Annotated in this window: 11 protein-coding genes; 9 read left to right on the top strand and 2 right to left on the bottom strand. The window is 67.4% G+C overall.

The annotated features are described in order from the left end of the window. Nucleotides 1–9: 9 nt before the first annotated feature. The 7 genes from ACZK29_RS17530 to ACZK29_RS17500 all read left to right on the top strand — a co-directional run bounded on the left by ACZK29_RS17530 (nucleotide 10) and on the right by ACZK29_RS17500 (nucleotide 10,630). Nucleotides 10–2,688, top strand: a complete 2,679-nt coding sequence (locus ACZK29_RS17530; RefSeq protein ID WP_478446297.1) for a DUF2339 domain-containing protein — start codon at nucleotides 10–12, stop codon at nucleotides 2,686–2,688. Further along, nucleotides 2,685–4,061: a DUF3999 domain-containing protein gene (locus ACZK29_RS17525; RefSeq protein WP_106550213.1), complete on the top strand. Its 1,377-nt coding sequence runs from the start codon at nucleotides 2,685–2,687 to the stop codon at nucleotides 4,059–4,061. Before ACZK29_RS17530 ends, ACZK29_RS17525 begins: the two co-directional genes overlap by 4 nt. Nucleotides 4,062–4,721: 660 nt before the next feature. Next, the gene (locus ACZK29_RS17520) at nucleotides 4,722–5,897 is read left to right on the top strand and encodes a phosphoglycerate kinase (protein ID WP_111202517.1); all 1,176 of its coding nucleotides are present in this window, start codon (nucleotides 4,722–4,724) and stop codon (nucleotides 5,895–5,897) included. Then, nucleotides 5,894–6,547 carry an HAD hydrolase-like protein gene (locus ACZK29_RS17515; RefSeq protein ID WP_111202516.1) on the top strand — a complete coding sequence of 218 codons (654 nt, stop codon included), beginning with the start codon at nucleotides 5,894–5,896 and terminating at the stop codon, nucleotides 6,545–6,547. Before ACZK29_RS17520 ends, ACZK29_RS17515 begins: the two co-directional genes overlap by 4 nt. Before the next feature lie 174 nt (nucleotides 6,548–6,721). Then, on the top strand, nucleotides 6,722–8,188 hold the full coding sequence (pyk, locus tag ACZK29_RS17510; protein ID WP_049427416.1) for a pyruvate kinase: 1,467 nt from the start codon (nucleotides 6,722–6,724) through the stop codon (nucleotides 8,186–8,188). A gap of 162 nt (nucleotides 8,189–8,350) precedes the next feature. Further along, nucleotides 8,351–9,355 (top strand): class I fructose-bisphosphate aldolase, encoded by a 1,005-nt coding sequence (locus tag ACZK29_RS17505; RefSeq protein ID WP_478446296.1) that lies wholly within the window; start codon nucleotides 8,351–8,353, stop codon nucleotides 9,353–9,355. Between the two features lie 129 nt (nucleotides 9,356–9,484). After that, nucleotides 9,485–10,630: an ABC transporter substrate-binding protein gene (locus tag ACZK29_RS17500; RefSeq protein ID WP_106551326.1), complete on the top strand. Its 1,146-nt coding sequence runs from the start codon at nucleotides 9,485–9,487 to the stop codon at nucleotides 10,628–10,630. Nucleotides 10,631–10,723: 93 nt separating this feature from the next. On the opposite strand, the gene ACZK29_RS17495 is transcribed toward ACZK29_RS17500, so the two are convergent. Both ACZK29_RS17495 and cysK read right to left on the bottom strand, forming a co-directional pair. Continuing rightward, the gene (locus tag ACZK29_RS17495) at nucleotides 10,724–11,323 is read right to left on the bottom strand and encodes an O-acetyl-ADP-ribose deacetylase (RefSeq protein ID WP_106551327.1); all 600 of its coding nucleotides are present in this window, start codon (nucleotides 11,321–11,323) and stop codon (nucleotides 10,724–10,726) included. 237 nt (nucleotides 11,324–11,560) lie between these two features. Next, the gene (gene cysK, locus ACZK29_RS17490; protein ID WP_478446295.1) at nucleotides 11,561–12,520 is read right to left on the bottom strand and encodes a cysteine synthase A; all 960 of its coding nucleotides are present in this window, start codon (nucleotides 12,518–12,520) and stop codon (nucleotides 11,561–11,563) included. 207 nt (nucleotides 12,521–12,727) lie between these two features. On the opposite strand from cysK, the gene ACZK29_RS17485 reads away from it, so the two are divergent. Then, nucleotides 12,728–13,711: a LysR family transcriptional regulator gene (locus tag ACZK29_RS17485; protein ID WP_478446294.1), complete on the top strand. Its 984-nt coding sequence runs from the start codon at nucleotides 12,728–12,730 to the stop codon at nucleotides 13,709–13,711. Between the two features lie 615 nt (nucleotides 13,712–14,326). Continuing rightward, the gene (locus tag ACZK29_RS17480; protein ID WP_111204751.1) at nucleotides 14,327–14,758 is read left to right on the top strand and encodes a DUF2946 domain-containing protein; all 432 of its coding nucleotides are present in this window, start codon (nucleotides 14,327–14,329) and stop codon (nucleotides 14,756–14,758) included. Nucleotides 14,759–14,793: the final 35 nt, after the last annotated feature.

The raw sequence follows: 14,793 nt of genomic DNA, 5'->3' as shown, positions 1-14,793 counted from the left end.
AAGCACGCAATGGAAGCTCTGATCGCCCTGGTCGTACTGGTCCTGCTGGCCATCCCGCTGCTGCTGGTGGTGGCACTGGTGATGATCTCCGGCCTGCGCCGCCGCGTGGCCGCGCTGGAAAGCGCGCTGGCCGCCGCGCCAGCCACCGGCAGACCGGCCGCCACCACGCCTGCGCATGCGCCTGAACGGCCTGTGGTCACGCCCTCGGCCGGCGCCGATCCGCCGTTCCTGCGGCCGGTCGCTGCGGCTGTGCCGCTCTCACCTGAGCCTCCGCAGCCGCCAGTGCGAGAGGCTGCGTCCACGGATGAGGCGCCTGCCCCTCGTCCTGCTGCGCCACCGCCGGTGCCGGTGCTGCCGCCGTTGCCGCCAGAACCGGTGTTGCCGAATTTCATCGAACGCGGCATCGGTGCGGTCAAGCGCTGGTTCACCGAGGGCAACGTGCCGGTCAAGATCGGCATGCTGGTGCTGCTGGCCGGTGTCGCCGCGCTGCTGAAGTACGTCAGCGACCAGGGCTGGCTGGTGCTGCCGATCGAACTGCGCCTGGCCGGGGTCACCGTGGGCGCGCTGGGGCTGCTGGCCTTCGGCTGGCACCAGCGCGAACGCAGGCGCATGTTCGCACTTGCGCTGCAGGGCGGTGCCATCGGCGTGCTGCTGCTGACCATCTTCGCGGCGTTCAAGCGCTTCGACCTGATTCCGCCAGGCTTCGCCTTCGTCAGCTCGATCGCGCTGGTGGCAGGCCTGTGCGTGCTGGCGGTGGTACAGAACTCGCGAACGCTGGCGGTGCTGGGCATCCTGGCCGGCTTCATGGCGCCGTTGTGGCTGTCCACCGGCAGCGGCAACCACGTGGGGTTGTTCAGCTACTACGCGGTCCTCAACGCTGGCATCTTCGCCATCGCCTGGTTCCGCCCGTGGCGCGCGCTGAACCTGCTGGGTTTCGCCTTCACGTTCGGCATCGGTACGTTCTGGGGCGTGCTGCAGTACGCCCCGGACAAATTCAGCAGTACCGAGCCGTTCCTGCTGCTGTTCTTTGCCTTCTACCTGCTGATCCCGCTGCTGTACGCACGCCGGCAGCCGGCCGGCCGCCGCGACCTGGTCGATGGCAGCCTGGTGTTCGGTACGCCGCTGGTCGCGTTCTCGCTGCAGGCCGGCATGCTGCACGAGCAGCCGATGACCCTGGCCCTGTGTGCGCTGGGCCTGGCCGCGATCTACGCGGTGCTGGCGTGGGCGTTGATCCGGCGTGCGTCGTACACCGTGCTGGCGCAGTCGCACGCAGTGCTGGCGGTGGGCTTTGCCACGCTGGCAGTGCCGCTGGCGCTGTCGGCACGCGCCACGGGTGCCGTGTTCGCGCTGGAAGGCGCTGGCCTGGCGTGGTTGGGCCTGCGCCAGAAGCGCTGGCTGCCGCAGGTGTCTGGCGCGTTGCTGCAGATGGGCGCCGCGTTCGCCTTCGTGGCCGGCGCCGATCATTGGCTTGAAGATGCCCGCTTCCTGCTCAACCCGACTGCCATCGGCGCGCTGCTGCTGGCACTGGCAGGTTTCGCCTCCGCCTGGAGCTACCAGCGCCGGCCGCGCCATGAGGTCGCACTGGTCTACTACCTGTGGGGCCTGCTGTGGTGGCTGGGCGGCCTGGTGCACGAGATCACCCGCTTCTTCCCGTACCGTATCGAAGTGGACGCGCTGCTGGTGCTGGCTGCGGTCACCGCATGGCTGGCGGCCGAAACGCAGCGCCGCCAGCCAGCGCGTGCGCTGGGCGTGACCGCGCTGGCGATGCTGGCGCTGGGCTTCCCGCTGGCGTTGATGCAGAGCGACGCGCACCACCAGCCGTTCGCCGGCTACGGCGCGTTGGCCTGGGCGGTATTTGCCGTGCTCGGTGTGCGCACACTGCTGTGCCTGCGCCTGGGCGGTGACAGCGTGGCGCGCATCGCGCAGTTCCTGTGGTGGCTGCTGTGGCCCTCGCTGCTTTCGCTGCTGGCCCTGTGGGGCGGTGGCGAGGCAGGTCTGGCGCAGGGTTGGACGACGCTGCTGGTCACGCTGCCGTGGCTGCTGATGGCGGCGCTGTCGCTGTGGCGCTGGAATACGCTGCGCTGGCCGCTGGGTGAAGCGTTCGACCGCGTGCGCACGCCGCTGCAGTGCGTGCTGTTCGGCCTGCTGTCGATCGGCTGGCTGCTGGGCCAGCTGTTGCCGGGCGATGCTTCCCCGCTGCTGTGGCTGCCGGTGCTGAACCCGGCCGAGATCGGACAGTGGCTGAGCCTGTTGCTGCTCGCGCGCTGGCTGTACAGCGATCAGGCGCCGAAGGCACTGCTCGGTATCCGCATGCCGCTGCTGTCACTGGCAACGTTCGTTGCATTGACCAGCGTGGTGCTGCATGGCGTGCACCAGTGGGGCGGCCTGTCGTGGAACGCGTCGATGATGCGCTTCAGCCTGGCGCAGACCAGCCTGACCGTGCTGTGGAGCGTGCTCGGCGTGATCGCCTGGGTATGGGGTTCGCGCCGCGGCCAGCGCGTGTTGTGGATGGTTGGTGCCGTGCTGATGGGCGTGGTGCTGGCCAAGCTGGTCATTGTCGATCGCCAGCACCTTGGCAACCTGCTGGGCATCGCATCGTTCATCGCCTACGGCCTGCTGTGCACCGTCGTGGGTTATCTGGCACCGGCACCGCCCAGCGCGGCGCCGACCGTGGAGGAAACGCAATGAAAACGTGGAGCAGGGCGCTGCTGCCGGCGATGTTCGGCCTGCTGGCCGCCGTCGCGGCACAAGCCGCCGATTACCGTACGCAGTACGCCGAACAGTGGCCGCTGACCTTGTCCAGCGCGCAGTCCGGTGCCTATCGCGTCGTGCTGGAGCCGGCGATCTACCGTCGCGCCGGTACCGCGGACCTGAGCGATCTGCAGGTGTTCAATGCCGCAGGCCAATCGCTGCCGTCCGCCTTGCTGGCGCCCGATCAGCCGCTGGCGCAGCCGCCGGTGCAGCGTGAACTGCCCTGGTTCGCACTGCCGCCGCTGGCCGAAGCGCAGCGCAACGATCTGCAGCTGCTGACCGAGCGCGATACCGATGGCCGCGTGCGTCGCGTCGAGGCACGCGTGAGTGGCGGTGCGGCGGCGAGCGGGCAGGGTGGCTGGCTGATCGACGCCAGCGTGCTCGGCCAGCAGCCGGTGGCGGCGCTGGTACTGGATTGGGCCGACAGCGGACAGCCGCTGCAGGCACAGGTGCAGCTGGATGCCAGCGACGACCTGCAGCACTGGCGTCCGATCGGGCGTGATATCCCGCTGGTCGACCTGCAGCGGGCTGGCAAGCGCCTGCTGCAGCGCCGCCTGCAGGTGGACGGCGAGGCGCGCTACCTGCGCGTGCTGGCGCAGGGCGATGCACGCCTGCCGGCGCTGCGCAGCGTACTGGCCGAGCTGCCGCCGGCGCCGGCCACACTGCCATGGGAGTGGCTGTCGCTGGAGCCGACCTCGACGGGCAAGGGTGAATACATCTTCGAGATGGATGGCCGTTTCCCGGTCGCCCGGGCGGACGTGGCCAGCACCGACAACAGTCTGGTGCAGTGGACGTTGTTCAGCCGCGACGAGGAGAGTGCGGAGTGGCAGCGCCGCAGTGCGCCGTGGATTGCCTACCAGCTGCAGCAGGGGTCCCAGGGCCCGCGTCAGCAATCGGCGGCACAGCCGCTGGGGGGCGTGCATCGCGACCGCTACTGGAAGCTGGTTGCGAATCCTGCCGAATCGGCGACTGCGCCGTCACTGCGCCTGGGCTACCAGCCGGAAGTACTGGTGTTCCTCAGCCAGGGCGCGGCGCCCTATGCACTGGCGGTGGGCAGCAGCACTGCGCGCAGGATGGAGGCGCCGATCGGTGTGCTGATCGAAGAGCTGCGCCAGCGCAATGACCCGTCATGGCAACCGACGCTGGCGCGCCTGGAAGGCAGCCCGGAGCCGTTGGCGGGAGACGCGGCGCTGAAGCCGCAGCACGACTGGAAGGCGTGGTTGCTGTGGGCGCTGCTGGGACTGGGTGTGCTGGTGGTGGGTGGCCTGGCGGTCAGCCTGCTTCGGCAGAAGCCTGCGCCTTCGGCGTAGTTTCCGGCGAACGGCGCAGCCCCTCGTGGGTGGGGGTGGTCGTGCAACGCAAAAACAAAAGCCGCGCTTGGCCGGGCGGGGTGGGTTCGCGGGGGACGCCGCAAGTACGTCCTTGTAGGCTTGGCAGCCGCATCCATACGGCTGACACCCCCGCGAACCCACCCCGCCCAGCCTCTGACAATTTCTGGGTGCGTCCACCCACGGAAGAGAAAGAAGAAGAGCAAGGGCAAAGCAGCTTGGCTGCGCGCTCCTTGTAGAGCCGAGCCCACGCTCGGCCGCTGTTCGCGGTAGACCCAGCCGAGCATGGGCTCGGCTCTACTTTTTTCTCCGACACCAGAAACCGCTCTTGCTTCCGCCTTTGCCATCCGCATCACCTCATGAACCTGTCGAGGCCGGGGCGGTGTGGGTTGGCAGGGGTGTCAGCCGCATGGATGCGGCTGCCAAGCCTCCAGGGACGGATTCACGGCGTCCCCTGCCAGCCCACACCGCCCCGGCCCACAAACAGCACCACGAAGCGCCAGCGCTTTGGCTGTTGCCGTTGCTGTTGCATTTGCCCTGCGCCTCTGCCTGCCGCAGGCATCGGCCCTCCCACCACCCGCACTCGATACAATGGCCGTCTGCCGCATCCCGGCATCCCGTCCCTGAGCCAAAGAGTTGCCCATGTCCATCGTCCGCATGACCGACCTCGACCTCTCCGGCAAGCGCGTGCTGATCCGCCAGGATCTGAACGTGCCGATCGAGAATGGCCGCATCACTTCCGAACAGCGCATCACGGCTTCGCTGCCGACGCTCAAGCGCGCGCTGGAGCAGGGCGCGGCGGTAATGGTCACCTCGCACCTGGGTCGCCCGAAGGAAGGCGTGTGGACCGAAGCCGACTCGCTGGCACCGGTGGCGGCGCGCCTGTCCGAGCTGCTCGGCCGTGAGGTTCCGCTGGTGCGCGATTGGATCGACGGCGTCGACGTGCAGCCGGGCCAGCTGGTGCTGCTGGAGAACTGCCGCATGAACGTCGGCGAGGGCAAGGACGATGAAGCCCTGTCGAAGAAGTACGCCGCGCTGTGCGATGTGTTCGTGATGGATGCGTTCGGTACCGCGCATCGCGCCCAGGCCTCCACACACGGCGTCATCCGCTTCGCCCCGGTGGCTGCCGGTGGCCCGCTGCTGATGGCCGAGCTGGATGCACTGGCACAGGCGCTGGATGCACCGGCCAAGCCGCTGCTGGCCATCGTGGCCGGCAGCAAGGTCAGCACCAAGCTGGAACTGCTGGCCAACCTGGTCGGCAAGGTCGATCAGCTGATCGTCGGTGGCGGCATCGCCAACACCTTCATCGCCGCCGCCGGCTACAACGTCGGCAAGTCGCTGTACGAACCGGACCTGCTGGATACCGCGAAGAAGATCGTCGCCGATGCCAAGGCGCGTGGCGCCGATATTCCGTTGCCGGTGGACGTGGTCACCGCCAAGCAGTTCCTGCCCGATGCCGTCGCTGAAGTGAAGGCGGTGGACGCCGTTGCCGAAGACGACCTGATCCTGGACATCGGCCCGCAGACCGCCGCGCAGTACGCACAGCTCATCGAAAGGGCCGGTACCGTGGTCTGGAACGGCCCGGTCGGTGTGTTCGAGTTCGAAGCCTTCAGCAAGGGTACCGAAGCACTGGCCCGCGCCATCGCCAGCTCGCCGGCCTTCTCCATCGCGGGCGGCGGCGACACCCTGGCGGCGGTCGACAAGTTCGATATCGCCAAGGACGTCAGCTACATCTCCACCGGTGGCGGCGCGTTCCTGGAGTTCCTGGAAGGCAAGACCCTGCCCGCAGTAGCGGCACTCGACGCGCGCGGCGCATGAGTGCCGGCCACGGCAAGGATGTCCTGTTCTTCGACCTGGACGGCACGCTGATCGATTCGCAGGTGGGCATCACCGCCTGCATCGCCTACGCGCTGCAGAAGATGGACCATCCGGTGCCGGCGCAGGAAACGCTGCTGGGCTGGATCGGTCCGTCCCTGCGCACCACCTTCGCGCCGCTGTTCGGTGAACCGGCGCGGGTGGAGCAGGCGGTGGGCTATTACCGCGAGCGCTTCGACGCTGAAGGTTGGCGCGAGCACACGGTATACCCGCAGATTGAAGACACGCTGCGCACGCTGCATGGTCGTGGCCATCGCCTGGCGGTGGTCACTGCCAAGAACGAGCCGCACGCGCGGCGCATCCTCGCCCATCTGCCATTTGGTGGATTGTTCGAGGAGATCGTCGGTTCGACCCTGGATGGTTCGCGCAGCCACAAGCCGGAACTGGTCGGCGAGGCGCTGCGCCGCCTGCAGGTGCAGCCCGTGCAGTGCTGGATGATCGGTGACCGCCGCATGGATATCGAGGGCGCGCGCTACCACGGTCTGCGAAGCGTGGGCGTGCTGTGGGGCTTTGGTGGTGAAGCGGAACTCACTGAAGCCGGTGCGGGCCAGCTGGCACGCGAGCCGGCACAGCTGACGACGCTGTTGGCCTAGGCTCCTGTAGAGCCGAGCATGGGCTCGGCTCTACAGAATGCCCTGCGCCACCGTATGTCCGGACCATGTCCGTTGCATGACCCGCGAAGTCAGGCAGCACAAGGCTGTAACCGTATACATGCGGCGTGAAGGATGTGCTAATTTCCGTTCTTTACCGGGAGAGGCCCATTCACCATGTTCGAGCGTCAGCGTCGCACCAAGATCCTTGCCACCCTCGGTCCGGCCACCGATCCGCCGGGCGTGCTGGAGGATCTGTTCCGCGCCGGCGTCAACGTGGTGCGCCTCAACTTCAGCCATGGTGATCCTTCCGGCCAGGCCAAGCGTGCCGCCGAAGTGCGTGCCGCCGCCGCCCGCGTGGGCGTGGAAGTGGGCATCCTGGCCGACCTGCCGGGCCCGAAGATCCGCATCGAGCGCTTCGCCGAAGGCAAGGTGCAACTGAAGGCGGGCAACCGCTTCGACCTGATCGCCAGCACCAACGCCGGCCCGGGTGATGCCACCCAGGTGGGTGTCAGCTACCTCGGCCTGCCGCAGGACGTCGGCCCGGGTGATGTGCTGCTGCTCGACGACGGCCTGATGCAGCTGCAGGTGGTCGAGGTGCAGGGCGAACGCATCATCAACACCGTGCTCAACGACGGCGTGCTGTCCGACCGCAAGGGCCTGAACAAGCAGGGTGGCGGCCTGTCGCTGGGCGCGCTGACCGAGCGTGACAAGGAGCTGATCGGTATCGTCGCCAAGATCGGCGTCGACTTCATCGCCGTGTCGTTCTGCCGCAACGCGCAGGACATGAACGACGCACGCGACATCGCCCGCTCGCATGGTTGCGACGCCGCGCTGGTGTCGAAGATCGAGCGTACCGAGGCCATCGAGAACCTGGAAGAAATCGTCGAGGCCAGCGACGTGGTGATGGTGGCCCGTGGCGACCTCGGCGTGGAAATCGGCGATGCCGAACTGCCGGGCCTGCAGAAGAAGATCATCAAGGCCTCGCTGGCGCAGAACAAGGTGGTGATCACCGCCACGCAGATGCTGCAGTCGATGGTGGAAAGCCCGATCCCGACCCGTGCCGAAGTGCTGGACGTGGCCAACTCGGTCATCGACGGCACCGATGCGGTGATGCTGTCGGCCGAGACCGCTGCCGGTGCCTGGCCGGTCAAGGCCGTCGAAGCAATGGCGCGCATCTGCCTGGGGGCCGAGCGCCAGTTCCAGACCGAGACCGACTTCAACGCTTCGCCGCGCAACCTGGAACGCGCCGACCAGGCCATTGCCATGGCCACCATGTTCCTGTCCCAGCACGTGGGCGTGCGCGCGATCGTGGCGATGACCGAATCCGGTGGCACTGCGCGTTACCTGTCGCGTTTCCGTGCCAAGGCGCCGGTGTTCGCGGTCACCCGCCATGACGGCGCACGCCGGCAGATGGCGCTGATGCGCGATGTCTACCCGATCAACTTCGACAGCCGTGGCCTGACCCCGCGCGAAGCCGCGCGCGGCAGCATCCGTCTGCTGGTCGAAGCCGAACTGCTGCAGGCCGGTGACCGCGTCGTGTTCACCAGCGGTGAACACATGGAAACCTTGGGCGCGACCAACACCCTGCGCCTGCTGGAAGTGGGCGACGACGGCCGCGCCATCGGCCTGGGCGACCTGTAGGAAAGGCCCGGGGTCAGACCCAGCAGGGGCTCTGCCCCCCCCAACGGCAGGACATTCTTTGTCCTGTGCAGACTTGGAATCGTTTCCATCCTGGCCTCGACACCGGGGCAACGGGCAGCGGGGCTATACTTACGTTTTTCCCGCACCCGCCACAGGAAATACATGAGCATCGAACAGCTGGCCGAAACCGCCCAGGCCATGGTCGCCCCGGGCAAGGGCATCATCGCGATCGACGAATCCACCGCTACCATCGCCAAGCGTTTCGCCGGCGTCGGTATCGAGAACACCGAAGAGAACCGTCGTGCCTACCGCGAGCTGCTGCTGACCACGCCGAAGCTCAACGAGCACATTTCCGGCGCCATCCTGTACGACGAAACCATCCGCCAGTCGACCAAGGACGGCGTGCCGTTCGCCAAGTACATGGCCGACCACGGCATGATTCCGGGCATCAAGGTGGACAAGGGTGCGCACCCGCTGGCCGGCTGCCCGGGCGAGCTGGTCACCGAAGGCCTGGACGGCCTGCGCGAGCGCCTGCAGGAGTACTACAAGCTGGGCGCGCGCTTCGCCAAGTGGCGTGCGGTCATCAACATCGGCGAGAGCATTCCGTCGGGCACCTGCATCGAGTCCAACGCTCACGCGCTGGCCCGTTATGCCGCCCTGTGCCAGGAATGCGGCCTGGTGCCGATGGTCGAGCCGGAAGTGATCATGGACGGCGACCACGACATCGAGACCTGCTACGAAGTCACCGAAGCCACCCTGCGTTCGCTGTTCGACGCGCTGTACCAGCAGAACGTGCTGCTGGAAGGCACCATCCTGAAGGCGTCGATGGTCATCTCCGGCAAGAACTGCGATGAACAGGCGGACGTCGAGGAAGTGGCCGAGTCGACCGTGATGTGCCTGAAGAGCACCGTGCCGGCGATCCTGCCGGGCGTGGTGTTCCTGTCCGGTGGCCAGAGCGACGAACAGTCGACCGAGCACCTGAACGCGATGAACCAGCTGGGCAACCTGCCGTGGCCGCTGAGCTTCTCCTACGGCCGCGCCATGCAGCAGGCCGCGCTGAAGCTGTGGGCCAAGGACATGAAGGGCAACTACGCCGCTGCCCAGAAGACCGTGTACGAGCGCGCCAAGGACAACGGCCTGGCCGCGCTGGGCAAGTGGAACGATTGATCCGTCCCATCGCTGGATGAACAGGGCAACGCCGGCATCACGCCGGCGTTTGCTTTTGCGGGTATCGTTTCCGGCCCCGCGCGCCTGGCCGGCACGCGGGAACTACATGGAAGGCCAAGGAGAAACAACATGCGTTTGGCAGCACTCACACTGACCGTTGCCGCGGTCCTGGTCGCCGGCGGTTGCAACCGCATCGGCAGCAGTGGTGACGCAGGCAAGGCCGCGTCGCTCGATTTCGACAAGCCGGTGTCCGGCGAGATCACCTCGCGCAGCGGCATCAACTTCAACGACGGCAGCCATCACCAGCTCTACCAGATCAAGCTGGAAGACAAGGATCTGGTCGGCCTGAAGCTCACCGGTGCCCTCAGCGGCTCGATCGCCGTGTTCAACAACGGCAGCCTTGTTTCCACCAGCAACACCGGTTACGAACGCGAAGGCGACGTCTCGCTGGCGTTCCGTGCCAATGGCGGCGGCACCTACCAGGTGGCGGTCAATGCTGATGGCCCGACCGCCTTTGGTCCGTATCGCCTGCGCGCCGAGAAGCTGAAACCCTACGACGGCAAGCCGTTGGCGGGCAGTGGCGAAATCGTGGACATGCTGGCCAGTGACTCGCAGGACTACACCCTGCAGGTGGACAAGGCCGGCCTGTACGAAATCCGCCTGGTGTCGGACGTCTTCGATCCGGTGCTGAAACTGTCGGGCCAGGGCGTTGAAGCCGAAAACGACGATGGCAACGACAGCACCAACTCGCGGCTGACCCTGTCGCTGAAGCCGGGCAAGTACACCCTGACCGCGCGCGGCCTCGGCAGCGGTGTCAATGGCATGTTCACCCTGTCTGCCACCCGCATCGAACTGCCGGGGAATCTGGTCGAGCGCGATGGTACCGCCCTGCCGAAGTCGGGCAGCGTGTACACCATGCTGGACAACGAAGGGCGTCGCCGCTTCCTGCTGACCCTGGATCGTCCCGCCGACGTGCGCCTGGATGCGATCTCGAGCCAGGTCGATACCGTGCTGCGCGTGGTCGGCGGCGATGTCGAGCTGACCGACGACGACGGTGGCAACGGTACCAACTCGCGCCTGGAGGAGACCCTGCCGGCCGGCCATTACACCGTCGACGTGTCCAGCCTGAACAATGGCGCAGGCATGGTGGAAGTGCGCGTGCAGGTGGATGGTGCCAGCGCTGACGGTGCTGCCGCCTCTGCGGCCCGCGCTGCTGCCGACGCCGCAGCCGCCGTGGCCGATGACGCTGCTGCGGTGGAAGCTGCCAGCCGTTGAGCGTGATCCACGCCATGCGTGGATGACATCAATGGTGCAACGGGAAAAGGCCGGGCAATGCCCGGCCTTTTCTTTTCCATGCTGTGTGGCGTTTCAATGCGCGGCGGCAAGGCCTGCATCGCCGAGCGGCGGCAGCATCGCGCCGCGAGGCTCGCTTTCCGTGGTCTGGCCGGCGGCGGCCAGCGCCTGCTGGTAGGCCTTGGCGGTGGCCGTGTTGAACGCGACCAGCACGATACGCATCGGTTGCGCGTGGCTGCGCTGCCATGCCAGCGTTTCCGTCACCGCGATCTGTGCAGCCTGGTACAGCGGATAGCCGTACACGCCGCAACTGATGGCCGGGAACGCGATCGACTGTACGCCCAGCGACTCGGCAAGCTGCAGCGATTTCCAGTAGCAGTTGGCCAGCAGTGCCGGTTCGTCGCGCTGGCCGTCGTGCCAGACCGGGCCGACCGTGTGCAGTACGTGGCGTGCCGGCAGCGCATGGGCACCGGTGGCGCGCACTTCGCCGGTCGGGCAACGTACGCCCGGGCGCAGCTCCGGCAGCTGCTCGCATTCGGCCAGCAATGCGGGGCCGGCTGCGCGATGGATCGCGCCGTCGACACCGCCGCCACCGAGCAGTGTTTCGTTGGCCGCGTTGACGATCGCATCCACCGCCAGGGTCGTGATGTCGCCCTGCCAAACTTCGATCTTCATGCGTCCGTCTCCTGCCTGTGAGGTGATCCGCGCAGCATCTGCGCCGGCTGTTCCCACGGTAGGGGACAGGGCATCGATACTGCGTCATGACCGTCTCACGCGCTGCGATCCGACGGCCTTCACGCACGATGGCGGGCGACGCCTTCACGCAGGCTGAAGCAGGGCGCACGCCGGGCACGGCCCGGCGCTACCCGCAGTCGCACGTCGGTAGCGCCGGGCCATGCCCGGCGGATCGCATCACGGCAGGCCGGCCAGCCACTCGTCGTCGGAGCCTTCGTTCACATCGGCAAACAGCGGCGTGGAGAAGTAGCGTTCACTGGTGTCCGGCAGCATGGCCAGAATCACTGAACCCGGTTCGGCACGTGCAGCCACGTCCAGGGCACTGGCCACGGTGGCGCCGGCGGAGATGCCGACGAAGATGCCTTCCTCCGCCGCCAGCCGGCGCGCGGTGGCGATGGCGCGGTCGTCGTCCACCGAGACCAGTTCATCCACCACATCGCGGTTGAGCACGTCCGGCACGAAGTCCGGGGTCCAGCCCTGGATCTTGTGCGGCTTCCAGTCATCGCCCTTCAGCAGTGCGGCGCCGGCCGGCTCGGTGGCGATGATGCGGGTCTGCGGGCGCGCGACCTTCAGTACTTCACCCACGCCGGTGAGCGTGCCGCCGGTGCCCCAGCCGCTGACGAAGTAGTCCAGCCGCTTGCCGGCGAAGTCGCGCAGGATTTCGGCGGCGGTGGTGTTGCGGTGATACGCCGGATTGGCCGGGTTGGCGAACTGGCTGGCCAGGAACCAGCCGTGCTGCTCGGCCAGTTCGCGCGCCTTGCGCACCATGCCGCTGCCGCGTTCGGCGGCGGGGGTCAGGATCACCTTCGCGCCATACGCGCGCATCAGCTTGCGGCGTTCCACCGAGAAGGTCTCGACCATGGTCGCCACGAACTTGTAGCCACGCGCAGCGGCAACCATGGCCAGCGCCACGCCGGTATTGCCTGAAGTGGCTTCGACAATGGTGTCGCCCGGCTTGAGCACGCCGCGCGCTTCGGCGTCGAGGATGATCGCCAGCGCCAGGCGGTCTTTCACCGAGCCACCCGGGTTGAACGACTCGACCTTGGCGTAGAGGCTGACCTGCGGCGGCGCCAGGCGCTGCAGCTTGACGATGGGGGTGTTGCCGACGGTATCGAGGATGGAGTCGTACAGGGCCATGGAAGCGCTCCGGAAACGGGGCCGCGCCGGGCTTCGGCGGGCGAAGGGGGAGGGCTGGCTGTTCAGGCCAGCGGCTGCCGGCTGACCGTAGCGCCGGCATATGACGCCCGGAAATGACCAGATACCTTTCTTAAACAACCTTTGGTTATAAGCTGGTGACGGCAATTGACCCTAGAGTGGACCTCCGCCCCACGCCGCCCGCCTCCCATGACGCTGACCCAGCTGCGCTACCTGGTTGCCATCGCCGACGCCGAGCTGAACATCACGCTGGCCGCCTCGCGCGTACACGCCACCCAGCCCGGCCTGTCCAAGCAGCTCAAGCAGCTGGAGGACGAGCTCGGCTTCCTGTTGTTCGTGCGCAAGGGCCGCAGCCTGGAGTCGGTCACCCCGGCCGGCACCGAGGTTATCGCCCGCGCCCGCGCGGTGCTGTCCGAGGCCAACAACATCCGCACCTACGCTGCCAACCAGCGCCGCGAGAGCCAGGGCCAGCTGATCCTGACCACCACCCACACCCAGGCGCGCTTTGTACTGCCGCCGGCGGTGGCGGCGATCAAACAGGCGTACCCGCAGGTGAGCGTGCACCTGCAGCAGGCCGGTGAGGCCGACGCACTGGACCGCCTGAACCAGGGCGATGCCGATATCGCGATCATCAGTACCGCCGGTGCCGAACCCACCGATGGCATCGCGGTGCCGCTGTTCCGCTGGCGACGGCTGGTGGTGGTGCCCAAGGGCCATCCACTGGATCGCGCCGGTCGTGCACCGGACCTGGCCGCGCTGGCCCGCCAGCCGCTGATCAGCTATGAATCCTCGACCCGGCCGAACTCGTCGTTGCAGCGCGCTTTCGCCGCTCACGGTCTGGTGCCCGATCTGGCACTGACCGCGCTCGATGCCGACCTGATCAAGACCTACGTGCGTACGGGTCTGGGCGTAGGCCTGCTGGCCGAGATGGCGGTCAGTTCCAACGACGAAGACCTGAGATCGTGGCCGGCGCCGGATCCGATCAGCGAGTGCATCGCCTGGGCGGTGCTGCCGCGCGACCGGGTGCTGCGTGATTACGCGCTGGAACTGGTGCATGTGCTGGCGCCGCAGATTGATCCGCGCGATCTGCGAAGAGTGCTGGATGGCAACCAGGCCGCCGCGTGGCCGGTGCCGCCGACGTGGGAGTCACTGACCCAGACCATCACGGTGTGAGGTTGGTCGAGCAGGGCTTGCAGCCCTGCACCCGCGGTAGTGCCGGCCGCTGGCCGGCAACCTCAACCTCAACAGCAACAGCGGGCTATCCGTGGGATGGTGGGGCGGTGTGGGCAGGCAGGACACGCCGTAAACCCATCCTTGGGGGCTCGATGGCGCCATCCATGGCGCCAACGGTCCTGCCTGCCCACACCGCCCCACCTCTGACAGATTCCGGCGGCTGTTGGTAGGTGTCGACCTTGGTCGACACGGTAGATCCACGCCATGCGTGGATGCTTTTCGATTCCAGTTCGAAATATTCGATTCCGATGGAGATTCATCCACGCATGGCGTGGATCTACTGCAGATCGCAGAGATCTGTCGAAGGCGGGGTGGGTCCGGTTGCGGGAGTGTCCGCGGCACGGATGCCGCGGCCAAGCCCCCAAGGATGGGTTTACGGCGTCTCCCGCAACCGGACCCACCCCGCCTACCCACAGGAAGCCCGCTTTTGCTTCGGCTGTTGCTGTTGCTGTTGCTCCAGCTCGCAGCGGGTGCAGGGCGCAGCCCTGCCGATAAACCCCCTCCTGCGACGGTTCGTCGCACGGGTAACCCTGGACCCGCCTCTACACTAGCGGGGTGACCCGCCTGTCCCGCCCGCAGCGTCTTCTGCTCCAGCTCGCCGTCCTGGCGACGCTGCTGATGGTGCTTGCGCCGCTGGTCAGCCGCGCGCTGCAGGCGCCGCCGATGGACCACACCGCAATGGCGGGCATGAACCACGCCGCCATGGGCCACGATATGCACGACATGGCCATGGCCACGCACGATCAGCATGGCGCTGCGCCGGCAGCGCCCAACCGCCCCGCCGATCCCCACGCCATGCACGGCGAAGCCTGCGAGTACTGCGTGCTGGCCATGCGCCTGCTGCCGTGGCTGGCGGTGCTGGTGCTGCTGTTGCCGTTGCTGTGGCGGCCGCGCCTGGTCTTCCCGTGGTCGCAGCAGGCGCTGCCCGCGCTGCACTGGCCAGCACATGCCGCACGTGGGCCACCACGCGTCTCCATCGTCCGCTGATATCCCCATGAATCTGCCGCACGACGCCTGACCGG

The sequence above is a fragment of the Stenotrophomonas sp. 89682_Sma genome, assembly GCF_056481405.1.
Note: the sequence above shows the minus strand (reverse complement) of the source record. Positions and strands in the feature narration are given on the sequence as shown.

What these genes read in the sequence shown, in the direction of transcription:
- ACZK29_RS17485 (WP_478446294.1), top strand. Translation starts at nt 12,728, where the DNA reads ATGACGCTGACCCAGCTGCGCTACCTGGTTGCCATCGCCGACGCCGAG.
- ACZK29_RS17495 (WP_106551327.1), bottom strand. Translation starts at nt 11,323, where the DNA reads ATGAAGATCGAAGTTTGGCAGGGCGACATCACGACCCTGGCGGTGGAT.
- cysK (WP_478446295.1), bottom strand. Translation starts at nt 12,520, where the DNA reads ATGGCCCTGTACGACTCCATCCTCGATACCGTCGGCAACACCCCCATC.
- ACZK29_RS17520 (WP_111202517.1), top strand. Translation starts at nt 4,722, where the DNA reads ATGTCCATCGTCCGCATGACCGACCTCGACCTCTCCGGCAAGCGCGTG.
- pyk (WP_049427416.1), top strand. Translation starts at nt 6,722, where the DNA reads ATGTTCGAGCGTCAGCGTCGCACCAAGATCCTTGCCACCCTCGGTCCG.
- ACZK29_RS17515 (WP_111202516.1), top strand. Translation starts at nt 5,894, where the DNA reads ATGAGTGCCGGCCACGGCAAGGATGTCCTGTTCTTCGACCTGGACGGC.
- ACZK29_RS17530 (WP_478446297.1), top strand. Translation starts at nt 10, where the DNA reads ATGGAAGCTCTGATCGCCCTGGTCGTACTGGTCCTGCTGGCCATCCCG.
- ACZK29_RS17505 (WP_478446296.1), top strand. Translation starts at nt 8,351, where the DNA reads ATGAGCATCGAACAGCTGGCCGAAACCGCCCAGGCCATGGTCGCCCCG.
- ACZK29_RS17525 (WP_106550213.1), top strand. Translation starts at nt 2,685, where the DNA reads ATGAAAACGTGGAGCAGGGCGCTGCTGCCGGCGATGTTCGGCCTGCTG.
- ACZK29_RS17500 (WP_106551326.1), top strand. Translation starts at nt 9,485, where the DNA reads ATGCGTTTGGCAGCACTCACACTGACCGTTGCCGCGGTCCTGGTCGCC.